The 23,232-nt window shown below is 46.3% G+C and carries 17 protein-coding genes, 2 pseudogenes and 1 CRISPR repeat array; of the genes and pseudogenes, 11 read left to right on the top strand and 8 right to left on the bottom strand.

Translation table 11 applies throughout. The features are described 5' to 3' along the window. Nucleotides 1-934 (bottom strand): glycine--tRNA ligase subunit beta (locus ACBR23_RS23530; protein ID WP_371125690.1); only part of this gene is annotated, 934 nt, incomplete at its 3' end. Nucleotides 935-1,673: 739 nt separating this feature from the next. Between ACBR23_RS23530 and ACBR23_RS23525 the strand changes: the two genes are divergently transcribed. Both ACBR23_RS23525 and ACBR23_RS23520 read left to right on the top strand, forming a co-directional pair. After that, nucleotides 1,674-2,807 carry a HetZ-related protein 2 gene (locus ACBR23_RS23525; protein ID WP_371120546.1) on the top strand — a complete coding sequence of 378 codons (1,134 nt, stop codon included), beginning with the start codon at nt 1,674-1,676 and terminating at the stop codon, nt 2,805-2,807. A 559-nt stretch (nt 2,808-3,366) separates the two neighbouring features. After that, nucleotides 3,367-4,464, top strand: coding sequence for a hypothetical protein (locus ACBR23_RS23520; RefSeq protein ID WP_371120539.1), 1,098 nt, complete (start codon nt 3,367-3,369; stop codon nt 4,462-4,464). A 280-nt stretch (nt 4,465-4,744) separates the two neighbouring features. On the opposite strand, the gene ACBR23_RS23515 is transcribed toward ACBR23_RS23520, so the two are convergent. From ACBR23_RS23515 to trpB, 3 genes are all read right to left on the bottom strand, one after another. Further along, nucleotides 4,745-5,374: a ribonuclease D gene (locus ACBR23_RS23515; protein WP_371114576.1), complete on the bottom strand. Its 630-nt coding sequence runs from the start codon at nt 5,372-5,374 to the stop codon at nt 4,745-4,747. Nucleotides 5,375-5,544: 170 nt separating this feature from the next. Then, nucleotides 5,545-6,051, bottom strand: coding sequence for a CAP domain-containing protein (locus ACBR23_RS23510; protein WP_371125689.1), 507 nt, complete (start codon nt 6,049-6,051; stop codon nt 5,545-5,547). Nucleotides 6,052-6,222: 171 nt separating this feature from the next. After that, entirely contained in the window at nt 6,223-7,461 is a 1,239-nt protein-coding gene (gene trpB / locus ACBR23_RS23505) for a tryptophan synthase subunit beta (RefSeq protein ID WP_371120540.1), read from the bottom strand. Between the two features lie 16 nt (nt 7,462-7,477). Here trpB and ACBR23_RS23500 point away from each other — a divergent pair, with 16 nt between their 5' ends. Further along, complete coding sequence (locus ACBR23_RS23500) at nt 7,478-7,600, top strand: hypothetical protein (RefSeq protein ID WP_371120541.1); 123 nt, start codon at nt 7,478-7,480, stop codon at nt 7,598-7,600. A 111-nt stretch (nt 7,601-7,711) separates the two neighbouring features. Next, nucleotides 7,712-8,370: direct repeats of the CRISPR family, unit length 36 nt; unit sequence CTCCCCACTCGCTGGGGAAACTAATTGAATGGAAAC. Nucleotides 8,371-8,610: 240 nt separating this feature from the next. On the opposite strand, the gene ACBR23_RS23495 is transcribed toward ACBR23_RS23500, so the two are convergent. The 4 genes and pseudogenes from ACBR23_RS23495 to ACBR23_RS23480 all read right to left on the bottom strand — a co-directional run bounded on the left by ACBR23_RS23495 (nt 8,611) and on the right by ACBR23_RS23480 (nt 10,009). Then, nucleotides 8,611-8,997 carry a DNA-binding protein gene (locus tag ACBR23_RS23495; RefSeq protein ID WP_371114574.1) on the bottom strand — a complete coding sequence of 129 codons (387 nt, stop codon included), beginning with the start codon at nt 8,995-8,997 and terminating at the stop codon, nt 8,611-8,613. Beyond that, nucleotides 8,975-9,314 (bottom strand): annotated as a pseudogene (locus ACBR23_RS23490) (type II toxin-antitoxin system RelE/ParE family toxin). Before ACBR23_RS23490 ends, ACBR23_RS23495 begins: the two are co-directional and overlap by 23 nt. Nucleotides 9,315-9,321: 7 nt before the next feature. Next, on the bottom strand, nt 9,322-9,696 hold the full coding sequence (locus ACBR23_RS23485; RefSeq protein WP_371114573.1) for a DNA-binding protein: 375 nt from the start codon (nt 9,694-9,696) through the stop codon (nt 9,322-9,324). Beyond that, a pseudogene (locus ACBR23_RS23480) lies at nt 9,668-10,009 on the bottom strand (type II toxin-antitoxin system RelE/ParE family toxin). Before ACBR23_RS23480 ends, ACBR23_RS23485 begins: the two are co-directional and overlap by 29 nt. Nucleotides 10,010-10,103: 94 nt before the next feature. Between ACBR23_RS23480 and ACBR23_RS23475 the strand changes: the two are divergent. From ACBR23_RS23475 to ACBR23_RS23440, 8 genes are all read left to right on the top strand, one after another. After that, nucleotides 10,104-10,763 carry a TIGR00266 family protein gene (locus tag ACBR23_RS23475; protein WP_371114572.1) on the top strand — a complete coding sequence of 220 codons (660 nt, stop codon included), beginning with the start codon at nt 10,104-10,106 and terminating at the stop codon, nt 10,761-10,763. 36 nt (nt 10,764-10,799) lie between these two features. Next, complete coding sequence (locus tag ACBR23_RS23470; protein ID WP_371114571.1) at nt 10,800-11,480, top strand: TIGR00266 family protein; 681 nt, start codon at nt 10,800-10,802, stop codon at nt 11,478-11,480. Between the two features lie 225 nt (nt 11,481-11,705). After that, nucleotides 11,706-12,401: a TIGR00266 family protein gene (locus ACBR23_RS23465; protein ID WP_371114595.1), complete on the top strand. Its 696-nt coding sequence runs from the start codon at nt 11,706-11,708 to the stop codon at nt 12,399-12,401. Nucleotides 12,402-12,678: 277 nt separating this feature from the next. Next, entirely contained in the window at nt 12,679-13,476 is a 798-nt protein-coding gene (locus ACBR23_RS23460) for a M48 family metallopeptidase (RefSeq protein WP_371114570.1), read from the top strand. A 147-nt stretch (nt 13,477-13,623) separates the two neighbouring features. Continuing rightward, the gene (locus ACBR23_RS23455) at nt 13,624-13,992 is read left to right on the top strand and encodes a translation initiation factor (RefSeq protein WP_371114569.1); all 369 of its coding nucleotides are present in this window, start codon (nt 13,624-13,626) and stop codon (nt 13,990-13,992) included. A gap of 130 nt (nt 13,993-14,122) precedes the next feature. Continuing rightward, nucleotides 14,123-14,716, top strand: coding sequence for a recombination mediator RecR (gene recR, locus ACBR23_RS23450; protein ID WP_340550543.1), 594 nt, complete (start codon nt 14,123-14,125; stop codon nt 14,714-14,716). A 136-nt stretch (nt 14,717-14,852) separates the two neighbouring features. After that, nucleotides 14,853-16,949 (top strand): prolyl oligopeptidase family protein, encoded by a 2,097-nt coding sequence (locus ACBR23_RS23445; RefSeq protein WP_371120542.1) that lies wholly within the window; start codon nt 14,853-14,855, stop codon nt 16,947-16,949. A 975-nt stretch (nt 16,950-17,924) separates the two neighbouring features. Beyond that, a partial coding sequence (locus tag ACBR23_RS23440; protein WP_371125688.1) for a DUF4347 domain-containing protein occupies nt 17,925-23,232 on the top strand: 5,308 nt, incomplete at its 3' end.

Raw genomic sequence — 23,232 nt, 5'->3', positions numbered from 1 at the left:
CCTTAGTAAGGGCGGGTGTAGGAATCGATGTCCCCCCCTGAGTAAGGGCGGGTGTAGGAATCGATGTCCCCCCCTGAGTAAGGGCGGGTGTAGGAATCGATGTCTCCTCCTGAGTAAGGGGGGGTGTAGGAATCGATGTCCCCCCCTTAGTAAGGGCGGGTGTAGGAATCGATGTCCCCCCCTGAGTAAGGGGGGGTGTAGGAATCGATGTCCCCCCCTTAGTAAGGGCGGGTGTAGGAATCGATGTCCCCCCCTGAGTAAGGGCGGGTGTAGGAATCGATGTCTCCTCCTGAGTAAGGGGGGGTGTAGGAATCGATGTCCCCCCCTTAGTAAGGGGGGGTGTAGGGGGGGTGTACAAAACTCGGTGTCCTTGGGAAATTCGATCGCTCTTGACTGTATCTGAACCGCTGACTAATGTAATTGGCAGTACAGTATGATCCAGTAGCGCTACTAGCGATCGAATCGGGCGCGGAAACTTTAAATCTCCGTCGGCCCACCGCATGAATCTTTTACCTTCCAATTTGTTAATCCACAGGGGCACAAGTTCCGCCAAAATATCCGCTGTCGTCCGCCCCGGAATTTTTTTAAGGACAAATACAAAATCGCCCTTATCTGTGGCGCGAACTTCCAAAGCCTCTATTTCCACACCCTGCTTTTTGGCAAAACCTTCGGCTGCTTTCGTCGGTTTCCCATCTTTAAAGGCCGAACTTGCGGGGGGGCCTTTTACCTCTTCTTCTCTGTCTAATTGTTGAAGTGGCAGTCCTGTTACGAGAACGGCCAAACGTCTCGGAGTTGCGTATACATGAACAGAGTCGTTTGTCAAGAATTGTTCCGCCAGGGTTGCAGGTATCAATCGCTGCCATTGTTGGGTACTATCGCAGACGAAGGAGGCGGGTAATTCTTCTGTACCGAGTTCTAATAAAAATGCAGCCATATCGCACCGTAATGGAATTTAGTTTAAGGTAATTTATCGGATCGCGCGTGGGCGTTGCCCTCCTACAGGATCGTATATCTCCAAAAGACTCAAAAATTCAGCATACCACGTAAAATCGGGGAGAAAGATCATATCTCAGCAGCACGTCAGGAACCTCAGCCTAAAGGCATGAGGCTTGAAAGAGAAATCTAGAAAGCCGTTCTGACCAGCCTAAGTACCTTGGGTACTACGTTTTTTGAGTCACGACACCCTGGGATGCGAAGCTAGTCAAGAGCTCTGTCGCTAGTGGTTAAACAGTCTTAATGTCACTGAGGCAGTGCTGCTAGCCGTGCGCAAGCTCATTAAACCTTGGCGAAGCTAACTTTACCCGAAAGGGATTGGAGACAACCCATTGGTGTCAACTTAAGGCCAAACCCTGTCACAGACTACTGTTTGACGATTAAGGCCAGATCCCCCCTAACCCCCCTTCCCAAGGGGGGGACAGGAGTCCGATCTTTCGTCCCCCTTCCCCCCTTGGGGGGGGCTAGGGGGGGGTGGGGATGCGAGGGGGATCTAGACTCAGGTAAAAACCAGATTTCTCAAGGCTTTCAGGCTTAAGTTGACACCTATGGAGACAACCATATCTCCACCGGAGGGGCAACCATACCCCTCTACCCCGCAAGGGGAAAATATAAAGCCGTCCACTGAAGGCGATGCACTGAGCGTAGCCGAAGGGACGGGGTTTCTACCCAATTTTCTGATGACTTTGGCCGAAAAACTAGCACAAGATTGGAAGTCTCGACTGGAAAAAGATTGCCAGGACGAAAATTCGAGCACTCACCAGAGTGTGGTTCGCTGGCTGTTGGGACACCAGCCAGATAGATTTGACACACTCCATCCTACTCAATTGGCGATCGCCACTGGGGCGATCGACTTTTTGTATCGAATTTTGATTTCTCGGTATCTGGGATTGCCACCAGAACAAGCTTACCGCAACTTGATCGGGCGACTGGGCGGTTTGGTGGTGTTGCGACAAAAAATCCAAGCGTGGGTGTCTTTGAGTCGCGACAGACAGCGCAGTGTGGTGGATGTGCTGCAAGAAGTGATCCAGGAAATGCTCAATTCCGATCGATATCTTCAGCAGCAAATCGCCTGGATTGCTGAATGTACCTCAGATAGACGCTTGCGAAATTCTTTGTTGCTAGCAACTGTAGAAGAATATTGTTTGCGCCCGATCCGCAACCAGCCCTTGCTGGTGTATCGTTTTGTCAACTACCTGCGGCGTTCCCAGCGGGGCGGCTTAACCCAAGTCCCAGCAGGAGACTGGGTGCGGCTGGTGTCGGAACAGGTACTACCGGATGATACAGATGAACCAGTCAGCCTACTAGACGAACAGGCGATGTCTGACTATCTTGAAACTCAAGCTTGGGAGGATCGGCAAGCTCAGCGGCAGATTGTCCAGGCAGAATTTGAGGCTTATTTGGCCGCCCAAGTCGATCCGCTGGCCTCTCAGTGGCTGCGGCTTTACCTGCAAGGGCGTTCCCAGGAAGCTATCGCCGAAGCTTTGAATGTTCCGATCAAGCAAATTTACCGCTTGCGAGAAAAAGTCAGCTACCACGCGATTCGGGTGTTCGCAGTCAAACAATCCCCCGAATTAGTCGCTAGTTGGCTGGAAACTTCTCTGCAAGAACACAGTTTGGGTTTGACTCCTAGTCAGTGGGAGCAATATTGGCAAAGCCTGACTGATGCTCAACGGCACTTGATAGAATCGCTCAAAGCAGGTAAAAGTGTAGAGACGATCGCCTCTGAACTGAAATTGAAAACCAATCAGGTCATCGGCGAGTGGACTAAACTCTATTTAGCTGCTCAATCTCTCCGCAACGATCGCTCCTGAATCTGTTGCAGACCATTGCTAATAGTTAATTATTTGTAACATTTTGCTTCTATGCTCGATACAAATCAGTTCCCGATCCGGTGTCTTTTCTGTGAATTGCTAAATTGAAAGTGACCCGATCGCGATCGCAGGCCTTAATTGTCAGCAATTAACTGCGACTCTTGCTTGGTAGGATAAGATACTAGCAGCACGATCGACTTCTCAGGATTTTCTACCTAATCCTAAATTAACTATTACACTCACGTATTTAGCAAGCAACGCCTCCGCGCGATGCTGCCAAATGTGGGCCCTGACAAATAATGATTTGAAGTCAATTGAAGCGGTTGTCTATAAATTATTCAGTTGTGGTGCATATTTAAAACTTGTGAATTAGTCACAAAACCCTATTAAGGACGATCGATCCTAGGGGGGACTTGGACTCACGATTTTTATTCAAAAGAACATTCAGCTTTCAGACTTCTGCCCTGTCAGGGAAGTTACAGCGTTTAATTTGATGGATGAGGTTGGTGTGTCGCAAAAAGCGCGATCGCGCTTGTCCCCGACTATTACTTATTGACTAATGGTATACACATCTCCAACAAACTCAGCGACGGTCATCAACACCGATCGAATATTTCCATTAATCGATACGGTTGTCCCCTTTGAAGCCTGTCTCTACTATCAAGTTTTGCCTCTATCTCTAGAAGGTAATATATTAAAACTGGGTGTAGTCGATCTACAAGATGACTCGGCTTTAGACTATGTACAGAGAATTTTAGCTTACATGAATTGCTCTGTTACCACGGAGCAACTTTCATCAGAAACCCAGCACTCAATGCTCTCAGCGTACTTGCTGCACGCTAACCAACCAAGAGAAGCAGTGCCCACAGCCACCACAGCAGCTTCTATCCAGACGAATCCCACTCTGGAGAACAAGACAACGTTAAATTCCCCCCCAAAAGTAGAAACAGTGCAGTCAGGGCCAGAACCCGAACCTCCTACCAGGTTGGGCTTAAAACCTGCGCCAAAAGTAATTAAACCAGTTTCTTCTGAGGTTTCCTACCCAGAAATTCGGTTGCAAGTTTTGGAGATAGAACCCTTGCACTTGTCAAGTCCCATGGAACATTTGGCAAAATTACCCGCGCGACAATTGCTGCATGAATTGCTGGGCAAAATATTACTAGAAGGTATCGGCCGCCTGTTTTTTGAGCGACAGCCGTTGCAAGGCCGGATTCTGTGGAGTCAAGACGGCATTTTGAAATCAATGCTTGAAGATATCAATCCCCTATTGTTTCAAGAAGTCATCGACGAGTTGAAGCGGGTGACAGATATGCCTGTGAGTCGGGTAGAACACATAGAACAGGTGGAAGTTGAGCGAATTTATCAAGAAACTCATTTGTTATTGCGCTTGCGGGTGATGCCTACCAACGGTGGCGAAGAAGCAACGCTGCAAGTGTTGCGGGGGGCTGCTTTGAGGTTTTATGAGCAGCAACAGTTGTCTAATTTGAGTCGGGATGCACTAAAATTAGCTCAGGAATTGCAGCGAAAAGTAAATCAAATTCGCGATCGCACTCGACTTGCTCCCTTACCCTTAGATGGTTTACCGGCCTTGGAAAAGGTAATTAGAAATGTTGACGATCAAATAGAAGCCTTGATGCACCAACACCATCTTGAATAATAATATATAGCCTTTCTCAGTAATATGAGGTGCTCTCAATATCAAATCCGTTGACATAGGAATTATTATTTCTCTCTTCTCTTTCTCTGTGTCCTCTGTGTCCTAGTAAGGTTTAATCATTCCCATACAACCGGAATTGATATAACTGGTTCCGAGGAAGAGCCTGGGAACCGATGTCACTGTTGCTCTGCCTCGCCCCAAGCTACCACGAAAACAGGAGGCACAGCCAAAGCATCTGGGTTTCTAGGAACAGCCTAGGAACCAATACACCAGTACATCATCAGTGCTCGAAAACATCTTTGTATTGCAATAAATCCAAACTTACAAAAACGGGCAAACACTGAAAACATTGCTGTGCAACTTCCCAACGTTCCTCTCGCTGCAACATCGCCATCAACTTCTGTTTAGCACTCAACAAATAGAGGACATCGTTCCCAGCATATCGCAGTTGTTCCTCTGAAAGATTGTCAAAATTTCCCCAATCGGAACTTTGAGAAGTTTTATTTAATTCTACCTTTTCCAGTTCAAGAATTACTTCTTTCAGTCCGTGTCTGTTGGTATAAGTTCTCGCAAGTTTACTAGCTATTTTATTGCAGAAAACCGGGGCAATGTCAATCCCTAAATTGTAACGCATTGTTGCCATATCGAAGCGAGCAAAGTGAAATACTTTTTCAATATTCTCAGCTTCCATTAATTTCTTTAAATTCGGCGCTTCTTTTTGGCCTTTAGCAATTTTGATCGCGACAACTTTACCTTCCGGGTTGCACAACTGCACCAAACACAGGCGATCGCGCCAGGGCATCAAACCCATGGTTTCGGTATCAACAGCGATCGCCCCTGCGGTCAAATAGTAAGATAAGAGAGAATCGGGCAGATCGCGATCGCACACTTGAAAATTAGGAAATTCCATTATTGAGAATTGGTAATTGGGCATGGGGCATGGGGCATGGGGCATTGGGAATGGGGCATGGGGCATTGGGCATTGGTCATTGGGCATTTGCAGTTAAATTAAAACTTTCTTCCTTCTTCCTTCTTCCTTCTTCCTTCTTTTCCCCCCTTGGGGGGGGTAGGGGGGGGTTCTTATCGACTGCGGACAAAAAGCTGAGTAAAATAATACTCCCCTTTCGCATTTTTCGCAATCCCAATCCCAGTCAAATTAAACTGACCCTCCATATTCTTACGGTGTCCGTCACTCTTAATCCAACCATCAACAGCATTGCGTACCGGGTCACTGAAGCCCATATTGTAAGCCACATTTTCAGCTACACTTTGATAGGGAATCGAGATCGCCTTAGCCCGTCCCTCAAACCCGTCGTGGCTAAACTTAACCTTCCCACTCGCCATATTTTCGCTATGAATCCTAGCTTGCTTAGTAATTCGCGGATCGATACTAAGTGGGGGCAACTTCTTAGATGCTCGATATTGATTAATCTGTTGGTTTACCGCTGTTTCTAAATCAGCAATTGAGCTAGAAGCCAGATTAGTATTCATGGAATTTTGTGGTGGCGATTCTGTAGGAATAACTTGGGAACAATTAGGCAGGATTGCTAGGAATACTAGAGACATTAAAACCAAAGATTTGTACATTACTTACAACAATAAATAAACTAAATTGTTAGATTATGTCCGGTTAATCACTCTTTCAGTCTCGCGTTGCGCGGACTTCGTTTGTGTAGACGCGGTTTCAACCGCCTGGTAATCTTAACCGGACATAATCTTACTAATTCCTACAGAGCGATCGCCCAAAATTCCGTTAAACTAGATATTCAGAACCTTCGCCACAGTCTGCACATCCTTGTCACCGCGTCCAGAACAGTTAAGCACAATCCGCGGATTACCTGTCAACTGCGGACAAAGAGTCTCCAAAAAGGCGATCGCATGAGCAGTTTCCAAAGCCGGAATAATCCCCTCCAACTGCGACAACCGTTGAAAAGCATCCAAAGCTTGTGCATCAGTAACACTGTAATATTCAGCCCTACCAACATCCTTCAAATAACTATGTTCCGGCCCCACACCAGGATAATCCAAACCTGCACTAATCGAATGAGGCTCAATGACTTGGCCCTCATTATCCTGCAACAAATAACTCATCGCCCCGTGCAGAACACCCACAGTTCCCTTAGTCAAAGTAGCCGCGTGTTTATCAGTTTCCACACCTTCGCCCGCCGCTTCAACACCAATTAACCGCACAGTTTCTTCCCCAACAAACTCATGGAAAAGACCCATAGCATTGGAACCCCCGCCCACACAAGCTAATAAGATATCCGGCAAACCATTCCACTTTTCTAGACACTGACTGCGGGTTTCTTCACCGATAATCGCATGGAAATCACGAACCATCATCGGGTAAGGATGGGGCCCCGCTACGGAACCGAGAATATAATGAGTTGTTTCGACATTTGTTACCCAATCGCGAATCGCTTCGGAAGTAGCATCTTTCAGGGTTCCCGTACCAGCAGAAACACCGCGAACTTCCGCACCCATCAAGCGCATTCTAAACACATTTAAAGCCTGTCTTTCCATGTCATGAACGCCCATGTAGACAACGCATTGGATACCGAAACGAGCGCAAACAGTGGCAGTAGCAACACCATGTTGACCGGCTCCTGTTTCGGCAATCACGCGCTTTTTGCCCATGCGTTTTGCGAGCAATGCTTGAGCCAAAGCATTGTTAATTTTGTGAGCACCAGTGTGGTTTAAGTCTTCGCGTTTGAGGTAAATTTGCGGGCCAGTTCCGTCTGGTTTAGCGTAGTGTTCGGTGAGGCGTTCGGCGAAATATAAGGGACTGGGGCGGCCTACATAATCCTTGAGTAATTGTTGGAGTTGCTGTTGAAATTCGGGCTCGCTGCGGTATTTGTGGAAAGCGGCTTCTAGCTCGAATAAAGCCGGCATCAGGGTTTCGGGGACATATTTGCCGCCGAATTTGCCAAATCTGCCGAGGGAGTCGGGGCGTTGGGCGGTGGTTTCGGTGGTGAGACGCAGGGGTGTGACTGTCACGGACTTTGTGGGGATAATGGGACAGATTTTATTATATCTAGTCGATGGGGCGGTGGGCGATCGGGTAATTTTGCGAGGGCTGCAAAAAATCGCTGGGATGGCGGAAGTTGGTTCTAGCCTTCGATATATTGCTCTGTAAGGGTTTCAGCGATTTTTATTGTGGGTGACAGCTTGTTTTTAGAGAGATTTTTGGGAGTCCTCGCAAACGGCCTCTGGACACGTTGCGCTGTATGGGGTGTATAATGAAGCTCTCCCCACTCGCTGGGGAAACTAATTGAATGGAAACACGAGAGAGAGGATTAGTCACTCTTAACGTTCCTTGTGTTGGAGGTGCACTCCCCACTCGCTGGGGAAACTAATTGAATGGAAACTATCTTTGTCACATGGTGTTGGACAACAACTTCTTCGGTAGCTCCCCACTCGCTGGGGAAACTAATTGAATGGAAACTGTACTGGGTTGTGTTCCTATACCCACAAACACTCACGTAGTCGTACCCTCCCCACTCGCTGGGGAAACTAATTGAATGGAAACTTTACCAATGCAATTTGATATTCTACGTGTTCATGTCTCCCCACTCGCTGGGGAAACTAATTGAATGGAAACCTAAAAGCTTTTAAAACTTGACCGACTTTTGCTTTTTTGTTGCGGCTCCCCACTCGCTGGGGAAACTAATTGAATGGAAACCGCAAATACAGCTTTGTCCCAGTTTTTAACTTCTTGATATTGGGGACTCCCCACTCGCTGGGGAAACTAATTGAATGGAAACGGCACTGGCGCAGGCTTTGTAGCAGGCGCCCCACTCGCTGGGGAAACTAATTGAATGGAAACGTTCGTTCGTTCCCGAGAACGATATACGCATTGCATTTCGAGCAGTCCCCACTCGTTGGGGAAACTAATTGAATGGAAACTTAACAATTATAAATTCTGTTCTTGCTAATCCAACGCAATTTTGTCCTTGGGCGGGGGCGGGTTTATTATATTTTTGGTTTCCGACGTAGACTATTTGTAAAACCCGCCCCTACATGACCTGTAGGGGCGGGTTTTACGAATAATATTTAATACCAACAAACAATCTAGATAAACCCGCCCCCACACAACCGATAATCTAGATTAACCTCATGTGCGATCTATAAAAAAGCTACAATCAGCTATAAATTAGCTGTTTCCGCCAATAGTTCCGATTCCTCAATCATCGTTGATTCCGACTCAGTACCCAACTCACCATCTTCGACAGTAATTCCTAATTTAAAACCCAACGCTTCAAGCAACTCTACAAAACAGTAAATTTCCGAACCTGAACTTGCTGTTAACATTTTATCAAGCCTTTCATGATATTGCTTAGCCGAATCCGAAAGAGCATTCATCCTGATTCGAGCTTCAATTACCTTTCTAATTGCATTTCTGAGCAATTCAGGTTCAGCATCTTTCTCTTCCAAGATAGCTTCAAGATACCCAGCAGATTCTTCCGGCTCTTTCAGAGATTCAATGAGGTACTCGCGGTAGCTATCACTCCTAGGCATTTTCACATTGTTCATAATCTTTCCAGTATTCTATAGCTTGTTGAATGTTTTTTTCTTGGGTGCTTTTATCCCCAGCTATGAGGATTACCACAATTGTCAAACCAACTTGTCCGAAGTAGACGCGGTAGCCTGGGCCATAATTAATTCTGAGTTCAAAAACTCCTTCTCCCACCGACTTAAAATCTCCGAGATTACCTTGCTCAACTCGGTCAAGCCTAGACTTGATTCTAACTCTAACATTCCGATCGCGCAGGGAATCAAGCCACTCAGTAAATGGCGCTCTACCCCTCTGCTGTAGTGTAACGTCGAATTTCCCTGGGTTCTACTTCCATGATTTTATCACACTCGATCGGCAATTTCTATAATAGGGCGATTAGGAGTACATTCAGCGCCCAACTCACCATCTTCCACAGTAACTTCTAATTTAAACCCCAACGCTTCAAGCAACTCTACAAAACAGTAAATTTCCGAACCTGAACTTGCTGTCAGCATTTTATCAAGCTTTTCCCATTGAAGTTTAGCCGACTCCGATAAATTGTGGAACTTGAGCCGAGAATCTATAACATCTTTCAGTACCATCTGAAGCAATTTAGGTTCATCGCTTGCTTCTGTCAATGTCACCTCGATATAACCTGCTGCTTCTTGGGCATTTCTCAGAGATGCAATCAGCAATTCTTGGTAACTTCTACTCGTTGGTGCTTTCACGTTGTTCATAATCTCTCCAATATTGAATAGCTTTGCCAATATCTCGCTCTTGAGTGCTTTTATCTCCACCAATTAGTAGAATTACAATTGTCAGCCCGACTTGTCCAAACTAAAGCCGATACCCAGGCCCAAAGTCAATTTTGAGTTCAAAAACTCCTTCTCCCACGGACTTACAATCTCCTAGATTACCAGTCATGACTCGCTTAAGCCTTAATCGAATCTTGTTTTTGCCGGTGGTATCCCGGAGCGAATTATACCAATCTTCAAAAGGATCTGTTATGTGATATGTTAAATTTATTGAAGAACGCAACAATTGGCTCATTCAATCGTAGTAAACTAAAAGCAGAGACCGACAATTTTACTCTTAGCGAATCTCACTTGTTTCAATTATTACTACCAAACAGGAAACCAAAATAGTGGATATCGACATTCGTTATAAACCTTCCTTTGCCACAATTTTTCTGACTCTCGAACCTGGAGAAAGCATTATTGCTGAATCAGGAGCGATGATAGCAATGGATGCAGCACTCACGATGAAAACAGAATTTAATGGAGGTTTTTTGTCAGGTCTATTGAAAAAGTTTTTTGGTGGTGAATCGCTATTCGTCAATCGATTTACTAATCCAACACGGCAGTCTCTCCAAGTCGTTCTTTCTCAATCGACAATCGGAGATATTGCCGAAGCTCAAGTCTACGAAAATAACCTGTGCTTTCAACCCGGTGCTTATATTGCTAGTACCCCCGATATCAAATTAGGCGTGCGCTGGGCTGGATTGGCAAGTTGGTTTTCGGGAGAAGGTTTATTTAAATTGCAAGCCAGCGGAAAGGGAACAGTATTTTTTGGTGCCTATGGTGGTTTGACTAGCAAGCAAATTAATGGAGACTTCATTGTCGATACAGGCCATTTAGTAGCTTACGAATCGGGAATGAAAATGTCGGTAAAAATGGCAGGCGGATTATTAGGTTCGATTACATCCGGGGAAGGGTTTGTGAATAAAGTGACGGGGAAGGGAACGATTTACTTGCAATCCAGAAGTATCGATGGTTTGGTGCAGTTTTTATCAAGTAAAGTTTGAGTTTCGAGCGAATATATCCATTACCTACTACCGAATATGAAAATTGAACTTTTACAACAACCCGACAGCACAATCGCCCGTATCACTCTAAATGCAGGTGAAGAAATCGTTGCCGAGGCAGGTGCAATGGTGGCAATGAGTGGCAATCTACAAGCAAGTACAACATTGCGCCAAGGCAAAGGTGGCGGTATTTTCGGCGGACTCAAACGAATGATTGCCGGAGAGTCGCTATTTTTAAGTGTATTTCGATCGCCAACACCCGAAAATACATTGTTTTTAGCACCCAAAATGTTGGGCGATATGCTGCACTATCAAATGGGCAAAAGTGGCTTAGTAGTACAAGCCGGTTCTTATTTAGCTAGCACATCAGATGTTAATATTGACTTGGGTTTTCAAGGCTTCAAATCGATGTTTTCTGGAGAAAGTATCTTCTGGCTAGATATGGGGGGTCAAGGAGACGTACTATTGAGTTCCTTCGGCGCAATTTACGAAGTTTCAGTCAAAGGAGAATACATTGTTGATACAGGTCATATTGTCGCCTTTGAGAAAAGTTTAAAGTTTGAAATTACTAAACCTCCAGGAAGTAGTTGGTTGAGTACATTTCTCGGTGGAGAAGGTTTAGTTTGTCGATTTAAAGGTAAGGGTCGCCTGTTCTGCCAAACTCACAATACCACAGCATTCGGTCGAGCCGTCGGCAGTCGTTTACCTCCCAGGTAAGCTGTGTTGCATCTAGATTACCTATCGTATTGGAGAGTCCGATGGGAGAAGAGGAGAGGGGGAGAAAATTTAACGCTTTTCCCACGAAGATTAAAGTATGCAATTTAAATGCAAGACAGCGTAAGGTGCGTCGCCATCTATAATCTGCAATTTTTATCCAAGATATCGCAGCGACGCACCCTACCAAACTATCAACTGCCAACTGTCGTAAACTATCAACTTTATATGCCTAAAAACATCTCATATACAATCGAACATTCTCCATCCTATGCCCAACTAAAACTCAAAATTCCTGCTAACCAAACGGTGTTGGTAGAATCTTCGGGCATGGCAGCGATGGATAGTCACATCACCCTGAAATCAAAAATCAAAGGAGGTTTAATGAAAGGCCTCACGCGAATGTTCGCAGGTGAGTCTTTGTTTATCAGCGAATTTACTTCACCGGAACGTTCTGGAACACTTTACGTTTCCCCTGGAGTTCCCGGCGATATTCAACATTATCACCTCGATGGAAATTGTTTGATGATGCAATCTTCTGCTTTTGTGGCATCGAGTCCTACTGTAGACCTTGATACTAAATTTCAGGGGTTAAAAGGTTTCTTTAGTGGCGAATCATTGTTTTTTCTGAAAGCAACTGGACAAGGTGATATTTGGTTTAATTCCTATGGCGCAATCCTGGAAATTCCAGTTAATGGAAGTTATATCGTGGACACCGGTTATATCGTCGCTTTTGAGGATACGCTGAAGTATAATGTTGAAGTCATGGGTGGACTATCTTGGAAAAACTTGAGAACGGGAATTTTAGGTGGAGAAGGCTTAGTTTGTCGCTTCAGTGGACAGGGGAAACTGTGGATACAGTCTCGCAATCTGTTTCCTCTGATTAATTTTTTAAATCCCTTCCGACCGACAAAGAACGATTAGTTCGGTGCTTTTGCATAGCATATTCCATGTATAGCAGTCCTAAATGAGTCGTAAAGTTTTTTACCCCACCCCAACCCTCCCCTTATTAAGGTCCGGGAGTAAGAAATTCACAAATGATTTAGGATTGCTATATATGTGATACACACAATGTTGCGAGATCCAGTGTAAGGTGCGTCGCTATCTATAATCTGCAAGTTTGATCCAAGATATCGCAGCGACGCACCCTACAAACTCACGCAAGTCAATCCAAAATCTAAAATCTAAAATCTAAAATCGAATGACCGATCGCAATCCACCCACAAGTAACAAACAACTGCTAGCCCTATTGGGGATTTTTGTAGCCTTAGTCTGTTTATTGCTTTGGGGAAGCATCAAACTGCTAGATGGGCTGATTTTATTGATTCCTCCCGAACTCGAACAGCGTTTGGGGGCGTTAGTTATCCCAGCTTACGAACGTCTTGCGGAATCTTCTCCAGCACAAGATACCCTTAATCAACTTCTCGATCGCCTGGAAACTAAATTACCTAAACAAAAAAATATCGATCGCAATTATCGCCTACTTTACATTCCCGATGATACTGTAAACGCGCTAGCCTTACCTGGAGATACAATTGTTGTTTATCGCGGTTTAATACAGCAATTGGAATCGGAAAACGAGTTGATGATGATCTTAGGTCATGAGTTGGGTCATTTCGCCCATCGCGATCATTTGCGGGGAATTGGACGGGGATTGGCGGTACAATTTGTGGTCGCGGTGTTTGTAGGCGATGGAGGTGGGTTGGTGAATGTTGCCGCTGCGATCGCATCCAATTTAAGCAAAGCCCAATTTTCGCGCAGTCAGGAAGCCCAAGCCGATGAATTTGGCTTACAACTCCTGATTTCCCATTACGGGCACGCGGCAGGTGCAGCAGACTTTTTCCAGCGATTAGCGCGACAATCTCGTTTAGATATTGCTTTGTTATCGACTCATCCGGCACCAGGCGATCGCAGTTTAACGTTAACACAAACGATCGCCCAACGTCGCTATCCGATTCAAGAGCGATCGCCTTTACCCGCAATACTCAAAAGCGATTGATAACAATCAGATACTTAATAATTCCCGCTCTCCCTTGATGGGCTAATACAATAGCTATAATATCAGAGTCTAAACGAGCGATCGCAACCTTACACCAATCCGCTAAAACTAGAAATACCCGTAAAATAAACTCAGTAATTATAACATATGGCAGCATCCAATCGCAAAAATTCTGACAACAAAACAACCGACGGTAAACGAATTGTTTACTCCGAATTTGGCAACATAGACAACTCCGCAGCCCTCCAACGAGGCATACAAGAAATTCCCCCAAATCAACAAAACCTAAAAATCGAAGCATCCCGAAAAGGACGCGGTGGCAAAACAGTTACAGTCATCAGCGGATTTCAAGAAAAACCCGAAACTTTAGCAACTTTAGCAAAACAGCTAAAAGCCCAATGTGGCACGGGCGGTACAGTTAAGGATAATGAAATCGAAATTCAAGGCGAACACAAGCAAAAACTGCTCGAAATTATCACAAAATTAGGCTATAAAGCTAAAATTAGTGGAGGGTAAATTAGTAGGGGTGGGTTTATGAGATACTTAGTTTTCAACAGAGATGGTTGGTAAAACCCGCCCCTACATCGCGCAAATCAGACAAGAACCAATCCACCAGAAATGATCTTACAAATTACCGCCGAGTTTAATGTATACTAGACCCTTAGCCCGCTTGATCGAACAATTGCAGCGCTTGCCAGGAATCGGCCCAAAAAGTGCCCAGAGACTCGCCTTACATATTCTCAAACGACCCTATGAAGAAGTGCAAACCCTGGCTCAATCCTTAATTGATGCCAAACAGCAGGTAGGATTTTGTCAAGTGTGCTTTCACTTATCTGCTGAACCTGTTTGCGAAATTTGTCACAATCCCAACCGTGACAATTCTACCATTTGCGTAGTCTCAGAATCCCGCGATGTGATTGCGTTGGAAAAAACACGGGAATACGGAGGTAAATATCATGTTATCGGCGGTGTCATCTCCCCCATGGATGGAATTGGTCCGGAACAATTGAACATTCAACCATTAGTCAGGCGCGTTAGTCAACAAAAGATTGAGGAAGTAATTATTGCGATTAGTCCCAGTGTGGAAGGTGAGACGACTACGCTTTATATTGGCCGTTTATTGAAGCCTTTTACACGGGTGACTCGCATTGCTTTTGGTTTGCCTATGGGGGGAGATTTGGAGTATGCTGATGAGGTGACTTTGGCCCGCGCTTTGGAGGGAAGGAGGGAGTTTGATTAGTTGAATATGGGTAAGAGAAACGAACCGCGAAGACGCGAAGGACACGAAGGAAGAAAGAGAAGTGATGAGGATGAGTTTATAATTGATTTGTCTAATTCAAAGTTAAACTAAGTAAAGTTACCAAAAGTGAAAAATCATGGCTAAATTCGATCGCCCTTTAAGTTACCCCACAACGCGCAAAATCGACCAAACTGATGACTACCACGGTGTCCCAGTATCGGACCCCTACAGATGGCTGGAAAATCCCGACTCTGAGGAAACCCAGGCTTGGGTGGAAGCCCAAAACGCAGTCACTTTTGGCTATCTCCAGGAAATTCCGGCTAGGGAAAAAATTAAGCAGCGACTGACTCAGCTTTGGAATTACGAAAGATATGGCATACCTTTTAAAGAGGGCGATCGCTATTTTTATTACAAAAATGACGGTCTACAAAATCAATCTATTCTCTATACTTTAACATCCCTTGATGGTGAACCGCAAGTATTAATTGACCCTAATACTTTGTCGGAAGATGGTACTGTTGCTTTGGGTGGTATTGCTATTAGTGAAGATGGCAAATTTATGGCCTATGGTTTGTCTACTTCCGGTTCCGATTGGCAAGATTGGAAAGTTCGGGATGTCGAAACTGGCGCAGATTTATCAGACCATTTAAATTGGCTTAAATTCTCCGGCGCATCTTGGACTCACGACGGTAAAGGCTTTTTTTACAGTCGCTACGATGAACCTAATGAAAAAAGCAAGCATGAAGATGTTAATTATTACCAAAAACTGTTTTACCACAGGCTAGGCACTCCTCAATCGGAAGATGTCTTAATTTACGATCGCCCTGACCAAAAAGAATGGGGATTTAGTGCTGACGTTACTGAAGATGGCAAATATTTAATTATTTCAGTTTGGCGCGGTACTGACCCCCAAAATCTGATTTTTTACAAAGATTTAACCGCCCCAGAATCTGCTGTTGTAGAACTTATTAACGAATTTGAGGCGGAGTACAATTTTATCGACAATGATGGCTCTGTTTTCTGGTTTAAAACCGATTTGAATGCACCGCTAGGCCGCGTAATTGCGATCGACATCAACAACCCCCCAGCGCCATCCCTGGATAAGGAAGGGATTCAGGGGGGGTTCACAGAAATTATCGCCGAAGCAGCCGAAACCCTTGAAGGAATTGGCATCCTCAACAATCAATTTGTCACTTCCTACCTGAAAGATGCCTATACCCAACTTAAAATCTTCAATTTAGATGGCTCTTTCGTGCGACAAATTGCCTTGCCCGGAATTGGTTCGGCCGGAGGATTTGGCGGTAAGCGTTACGAAACTGAAACTTTTTATGCTTACACCAGTTTTACCACGCCTAATACCATTTACAGCTACAATATGCTGACAGATGAGAGCAAAATTTACCGCCAGCCAAAGGTAGATTTTAACCCGGATGATTACGAGACAAAGCAAGTATTTTATCCCAGCAAAGATGGTACCGAAGTACCGATGTTTATCACTCACAAAAAAGGTTTGCAGCTAGATGGTAATAACCCCACGTATCTTTACGGCTACGGTGGTTTTAGCATATCCCTAACTCCCAGTTTTTCTGTTAGCAGAGTTGTGTGGTTGGAGATGGGTGGGGTTTATGTGACAGCTTGTTTGCGGGGTGGTGGTGAATACGGCGAAGCATGGCACCAAGCAGGGACGAAGTTGAACAAACAAAATGTGTTTGATGATTTTATCAGCGCGGCCGAATGGTTGATCGCAAACAAATACACTCAGCCAGCAAAATTGGCGATCGCAGGTGGTAGTAATGGTGGTTTATTGGTGGGAGCCTGCATGACTCAGCGGCCTGAGTTGTTCGGTGCAGCATTGCCCGCTGTGGGTGTGATGGATATGTTGCGCTTTCACAAGTTTACCATTGGTTGGGCTTGGACTTCCGAATATGGTTCGCCGGAAAATGCAGCAGAATTTCCCACAATTTATGGCTATTCTCCCTTGCACAATCTTAAACCGGGTACGGCTTATCCGGCGACGATGATTACCACAGCAGATCATGACGATCGCGTTGTTCCCGCTCACAGTTTCAAGTTTGCTTCGGCTTTGCAAGAAATGCACGGGGGAGAAAAACCGGTGTTGATTCGCATTGAAACTAAGGCTGGGCACGGTGCTGGTAAACCTACGGCGAAAGTGATTGAAGAATTGGCTGATGAATGGGCTTTTTTGGTGCGGGAACTGAGTATTAACGCTTAGAAAGCCAGCGCTTGAGGGTGCGATCGCCTCTAGCAATCTCAAATCCGGGTATCATACCCCCCTTGATGCCGATCGCCCTTGTAGCCCTTGTAGAGTAAGTCATACCAATTTCATAAAGTAGCGTTAGATATTACCCCCCCAACCCCCCCTTGCTAAGGGGGGGCTAAGACTTCATCAATAGCACATCTTTAGAAAAATGGTATCGCTGAACAATTCTCGCCAACCACACAAAGATGCGACAAGGGACGCCGTTTTGCGGCAGGATAAACGGGGTAGCAAACCCGGATTTGATATTACAGTTAAGGAAACTTTACAGCATTGTGCTTTGAGATCCCGGACAACTTTTACCAAGTCGGGGATCTCGCTATTTTTAATTTACAGTGGGGAATTGTGGGTTTGTTAATTTTTTCACTATTTAATTGTAAATTTTCAATTTATATGATAATATTCACCATTAATTATGGTAATTATAAACTATATAACTATTAAACTATTAATTGTCAACGCCTATATTTTTTGACAGTGATTTAACTCTTCACATTCTTTATTTTAAAAATATTTTCCCTCCATGTTGAGCGAGGTAATGTAAATATAAACACACTGAAAATAATTGCGAGTTCGCAATTACTGAAAGTTGTTCGCACGTATTGAGCTAATTATCGATCGCCCCCTTAAAGCTCTGTCACCCTTGCAAAATCAAGACTTTAGCTACATTTTCAACACTTATAAGTGCTGAATTTTCTCAGATTTAGGGTGATTTTTTGTCTGAGGCGATCGGATTTATCCGATCGCACTTTCTGTATAAAGTTTACTTATTTGAAATAACTAAATAGTAGAAAACACGTAAGTATTTTATAGTTGATCACAATTTGTTACAAAACTTAATACTTTATTGTTTGTCGATTTTTCTAAGATCGGTTAGCTTAAACGAGGCAATTAATTCGATCGGAAATGAATTCTACGAGCAAGTACATTATGTCTACCGTGAAAACACGCAATAATCAAAAAACTGTGAGTAACATCTCATGGGGAAGTTCCAGCTTGGGAGCAAAATCACAAGAGAGCAAAGATCTAGTAATTTTTGACTCGCAAGTAGACAACTATCAACAATTAGTCAACGGAGTTAAAGCGGGATTTGAAGTAATTGCGATCGATCTATTCCGAGATGGCATAGCACAAATCAGTGAAATTTTGGGCGATCGCCACAACATCAACAACATTCACATAATCTCTCACGGCGAAGCAGCAGCACTAAAACTTGGCTCAACAGAACTCAATATTCACAACATAGAAACCTACAGCAGCCAATTGCAGCAGTGGGGAAAAGCACTCAACAAAGCAGCCAGCATTCTACTGTATGGCTGTAACATAGCCGCCAGCGAATCCGGCATTAAATTTATACAAAAAATCAGCGAAATAACTGGCGCAAATATTGCCGCTTCCAACAACCTCACAGGAAGCGCAGCACTAGGAGGCGACTGGGAATTAGAAATTACTACAGGAAAAATCAATACCGAAATAGCCTTTGAAAAACAAGTCCTAGAAGACTACCCATCAGTCCTAGCTACCTTAGTCACCGAAGAATTTAAAAACGATACAGTAATCGGGCCTTGGATCTATGGAATTTCTGGCACTTCTGCTAACCCAGGCTTAACCGCAGGTGCCGTCAACCCCAACGGCATTATTCCCAATGTAGGGCTTGGCGATACAGTCGGCTCAGGCGCTTTGAGATTAACCTCAAACAAGCAAAACCAAGCTGCTTTTGTCCTCTACAACAACCCGATCTCTTCTACTGATGGTATAAGAGTTACCTTTGATTTTTTTGCCTATGGAGCACAAGCTTCCATTGCTGCCGATGGCCTGAGTTTTTTCCTGATTGACGGAACAGCGACACCAACAAAAGCTGGAGGCTTTGGTGGATCTCTTGGCTATGCTCCCAATCTTAATTCCGCCTCACCAGGTATTTCAGGAGGTTATTTAGGTGTCGGATTAGACGAATATGGTTTTTTTTCCAATCGGCAATCAGACCCAGACCCCGTAACTGGGCAATCAAACCCAAATGGGCGTGTGCGCGGTCCCGTAGCTCCTGGAGATTTTGACGGTCGTCTAAGCGACACAGTAGCAGTTCGAGGTAGCGAAAGCAAAACCTATAACTTTTTAAGTTCTAGCTTGTTAAGTAATAATTTGACTGGCGTTTCCATTGAGATAGACAATCAAACTGCAACCAGTCGGACTGATGCTAATACTAAAAGAAGCGTCCAAATTACATTATTTCCGGCGGCAGCAGAACCTAACGGTCGTCTTGCAGTTGCCATAGACTTAAATAGCAATGGCACCTTCGATCCGGGCGAAACACTGATCGACATCTCAAATTTGATAGCCACAAACGGAGCAGTGCCACCTACTTTTAAATTTGGCTTTGCTGGTTCCACAGGTACAGACATAAACACTCACGAACTTAACAATCTCCTAGTCGAAAGTATAGATACTCCTAAACTCCAAGCCGACGTTTCCATTGCCAAACAAGGACCCCAGGTTGCCGCCCTAGGTAGCGCGATTACCTACACAATTACCTCCACTAATATAGGACCAAGTACCAGCGACGCCAAAGATGTCCTAATTCAAGATATCCTGCCCCCAGGTTTAACAGGAGTCACCCCATCCAACAACGGCACATACAACCCCACAACCAGGACTGTCTCGTGGCCAGTGATTCCGACTTTGACCAGCGGTGGTAGCGTCACTTACACCATCACCGCCATAGCTCCAGCCACACCCACCACCATCACTAACGTCGCTTACAGTAATTCCAGCACTTTCGATCCCGTTTTTGCGAACAATAATACTTCGCTACCAACCTCTAGGGCCATCACTACAATAACTGCTATTGCTGACCTAGCTACCACCAAAGACGGGACTAATAGTGCTCCATCGGGCTCCACCGTCAGTTATACAATCACCACAAAAAACAACGGGCCGAACACCGCCGATAACGTCACCATCACCGACAGCATCATTCCCGGCTTAACAGGAGTAGTTGTATCCGACAACGGTACTTACAACAGCACTACGGGGATAGTCACCTTCCCCCTAGCCACCTTAACCAATCAAGCCAGCACCACCCGCACCATCAGCTTCATCGCACCCACAGGAGTCAGCGTCTCCAACACCGCCAGCAGTAGCTCCAGTGCGCTAGATCTCACTCCCAGCAATAACGCTGCTACAGTCACCACCGCTCTGACACCGAGCGCCGATGTCGTCACCACCAAAACCGGGACGAATAGTGCAGCACCAGGTGCCACCGTCAGTTATACAATCACCACACAAAACAACGGGCCGAACACCGCCGATAACGTCACCATCACCGACAGCATCATTCCCGGCTTAACAGGAGTAGTTGTATCCGACAACGGTACCTACAACAGCACTACAGGGATAGTCACCTTCCCCCTAGCCACCTTAACCAATCAAGCCAGCACTACTCGCAGCATCAGCTTCGTCGCACCAGCAGGAGTCAGCGTATCGAATATTGCCAGCAGTAGCTCCAGTACCCCAGACCCCACTTCCAGTAACAACGACGGTACTGCACCGGATGCCAAAGTCACCACCACTCTGACACCCAGCGCCGATGTCGTCACCACCAAAACCGGGACTAATAGTGCAGCACCAGGTGCCACCGTCAGTTATACAATCACCACAAAAAACAACGGGCCGAACACCGCCGATAATATCACCATCACCGACAGCATCATTCCCGGCTTAACAGGAGTAGTTGTCTCCGACAACGGTACCTACAACAGCACTACAGGGATAGTCACCTTCCCCCTAGCCACCTTAACCAATCAAGCCAGCACCACCCGCAGCATCAGCTTCGTCGCACCAGCAGGAGTCAGCGTCTCGAATATTGCCAGCAGTAAATCGAGCACCCCAGACCCCACTCCGGGTAACAATGATGGTACTGCACCGGGTGCCAAAGTCACCACCGCTCTGACACCGAGCGCCGATGTCGTCACCACCAAAACCGGGACGAATAGTGCAGCACCAGGTGCCACCGTCAGTTATACAATCACCACACAAAACAACGGGCCGAACACCGCCGATAACGTCACCATCACCGACAGCATCATTCCCGGCTTAACAGGAGTAGTTGTATCCGACAACGGTACCTACAACAGCACTACAGGGATAGTCACCTTCCCCCTAGCCACCTTAACCAATCAAGCCAGCACCACCCGCAGCATCAGCTTCGTCGCACCAGCAGGAGTCAGCGTCTCGAATATTGCCAGCAGTAAATCGAGCACCCCAGACCCCACTCCGGGTAACAATGATGGTAGTGCAGCGGGTGCCAAAGTCACCACCGCTCTGACACCGAGCGCCGATGTCGTCACCACCAAAACCGGGACGAATAGTGCAGCACCAGGTGCCACCGTCAGTTATACAATCACCACACAAAACAACGGACCAAGCACCGCCGATAACGTCACCATCACCGACAGCATCATTCCCGGCTTAACAGGAGTAGTTGTATCCGACAACGGTACCTACAACAGCACTACAGGGATAGTCACCTTCCCCCTAGCCACCTTAACCAATCAAGCCAGCACCACCCGCAGCATCAGCTTCGTCGCACCAGCAGGAGTCAGCGTCTCGAATATTGCCAGCAGTAAATCGAGCACCCCAGACCCCACTCCGGGTAACAATGATGGTAGTGCAGCGGGTGCCAAAGTCACCACCGCTCTGACACCGACACCGACACCTCCAACACCAGTCAACCAACCCCCTGTTACCAACAATACCAACGCAGTCCTAGCACCCAACAGCACCCTTCAACTCCCCGGACTCGGAGGCACGGACCCCGACGGAACCATCGCCTCTTATACAATAGATAGTCTGCCGAACGCCGCCCAAGGAGTCCTGTTCTTAGGAGACCCAGCCAACGGTGGTGTAGCTGTCACACCGGGTCGAGTGCTGACCCCAGCCCAAATTAGCCAGCTATTTTTCAAGTCCACAGGTGCATTCACCGGAGCCAACTTTAACTACCGAGCTACTGATGACAAAGGTCTCAGCAGTCCTGCTGCTGCTACGGTATCGGCTTTGCTACCTGGTGCTAACCAACCGCCTGTAGCTAATAATGTAAATACCGCGATCGCACCCAACAGCACCCTTCGACTTGCCGGACTCGGAGGCACGGACCCCGACGGAACCATCGCCTCCTATACAATAGATAGTCTGCCCCCCGCCGCCCAAGGAGTCCTCTTCTTAGGAGATCCAGCCAACGGTGGCGTCGCTGTCACACCGGGTCAAGTGCTTACACCAGCCCAAATTAGTCAGCTATTTTTCAAGTCCACAGGTACGTTCACCGGAGCCAACTTTAACTACCGAGCTACTGATGATAAAGGTCTCAGCAGTCCCGCGGCTGCTACGGTAGCGGAGATTGTAGCTCCCACGCCAACTCCCACACCAACTCCCACGCCAACACCAGTCAACCAACCCCCTGTTACCAACAATATCAATGCAGTCCTAGCACCCAACAGCACCCTTCAACTTGCCGGACTCGGAGGCACGGACCCCGACGGAACCATCGCCTCTTATACAATAGATAGTCTGCCCCCCGTCGCCCAAGGAGTCCTGTTCTTAGGAGACCCAGCCAACGGTGGTGTAGCTGTCACACCGGGTCAAGTGCTGACCCCAGCCCAAATTAGCCAGCTATTTTTCAAGTCCACAGGTGCATTCACCGGAGCCAACTTTAACTACAGAGCTACTGATGACAAAGGTCTCAGCAGTCCCGCTGCTGCGACGGTATCGGCTTTGCTACCTGGTGCTAACCAACCGCCTGTAACGAATAATGTGAATACCGCGATCGCACCCAACAGCACCGTTAAACTCCCCGGACTCGGAGGAAGTGACCCCGACGGAACCATCGCCTCTTATACAATAGATACACTACCCCCCGCAGCCCAAGGAGTCCTGTTCTTAGGAGACCCAGCTAACGGTGGTGTCGCTGTCACACCCGGTCAAGTATTGACCCCGGCCCAAATTAGCCAGCTATTTTTCAAGTCCACAGGTACGTTCACTGGAGCCAACTTTAACTACAAAGCTACTGATGACAAAGGTCTCAGCAGTTTGGCGACTGCGACTGTAGCGGAGAGCGTAACACCCACGCCAACACCAGTCAACCAACCCCCTGTTACCAACAATATCAATGCAGTCCTAGCACCCAACAGCACCCTTCAACTTGCCGGACTCGGAGGCACGGACCCCGACGGAACCATCGCCTCTTATA

Origin of the sequence: Microcoleus sp. (assembly GCF_041354475.1) — a bacterium.
In the GTDB taxonomy this organism is placed as follows: domain Bacteria; phylum Cyanobacteriota; class Cyanobacteriia; order Cyanobacteriales; family Microcoleaceae; genus Microcoleus.
The sequence above is the reverse complement of the archived record's forward strand: the minus strand, read 5'-3'. Positions and strand labels throughout refer to the sequence as shown.

What these genes read in the sequence shown, in the direction of transcription:
- ACBR23_RS23525 (WP_371120546.1), top strand. Translation starts at nt 1,674, where the DNA reads ATGACTTTGGCCGAAAAACTAGCACAAGATTGGAAGTCTCGACTGGAA.
- ACBR23_RS23520 (WP_371120539.1), top strand. Translation starts at nt 3,367, where the DNA reads ATGGTATACACATCTCCAACAAACTCAGCGACGGTCATCAACACCGAT.
- ACBR23_RS23515 (WP_371114576.1), bottom strand. Translation starts at nt 5,374, where the DNA reads ATGGAATTTCCTAATTTTCAAGTGTGCGATCGCGATCTGCCCGATTCT.
- ACBR23_RS23510 (WP_371125689.1), bottom strand. Translation starts at nt 6,051, where the DNA reads ATGTACAAATCTTTGGTTTTAATGTCTCTAGTATTCCTAGCAATCCTG.
- ACBR23_RS23500 (WP_371120541.1), top strand. Translation starts at nt 7,478, where the DNA reads ATGGGACAGATTTTATTATATCTAGTCGATGGGGCGGTGGGCGATCGG.
- ACBR23_RS23495 (WP_371114574.1), bottom strand. Translation starts at nt 8,997, where the DNA reads ATGAACAATGTGAAAATGCCTAGGAGTGATAGCTACCGCGAGTACCTC.
- ACBR23_RS23485 (WP_371114573.1), bottom strand. Translation starts at nt 9,696, where the DNA reads ATGAACAACGTGAAAGCACCAACGAGTAGAAGTTACCAAGAATTGCTG.
- ACBR23_RS23470 (WP_371114571.1), top strand. Translation starts at nt 10,800, where the DNA reads ATGAAAATTGAACTTTTACAACAACCCGACAGCACAATCGCCCGTATC.
- ACBR23_RS23465 (WP_371114595.1), top strand. Translation starts at nt 11,706, where the DNA reads ATGCCTAAAAACATCTCATATACAATCGAACATTCTCCATCCTATGCC.
- ACBR23_RS23460 (WP_371114570.1), top strand. Translation starts at nt 12,679, where the DNA reads ATGACCGATCGCAATCCACCCACAAGTAACAAACAACTGCTAGCCCTA.
- ACBR23_RS23455 (WP_371114569.1), top strand. Translation starts at nt 13,624, where the DNA reads ATGGCAGCATCCAATCGCAAAAATTCTGACAACAAAACAACCGACGGT.
- recR (WP_340550543.1), top strand. Translation starts at nt 14,123, where the DNA reads ATGTATACTAGACCCTTAGCCCGCTTGATCGAACAATTGCAGCGCTTG.
- ACBR23_RS23445 (WP_371120542.1), top strand. Translation starts at nt 14,853, where the DNA reads ATGGCTAAATTCGATCGCCCTTTAAGTTACCCCACAACGCGCAAAATC.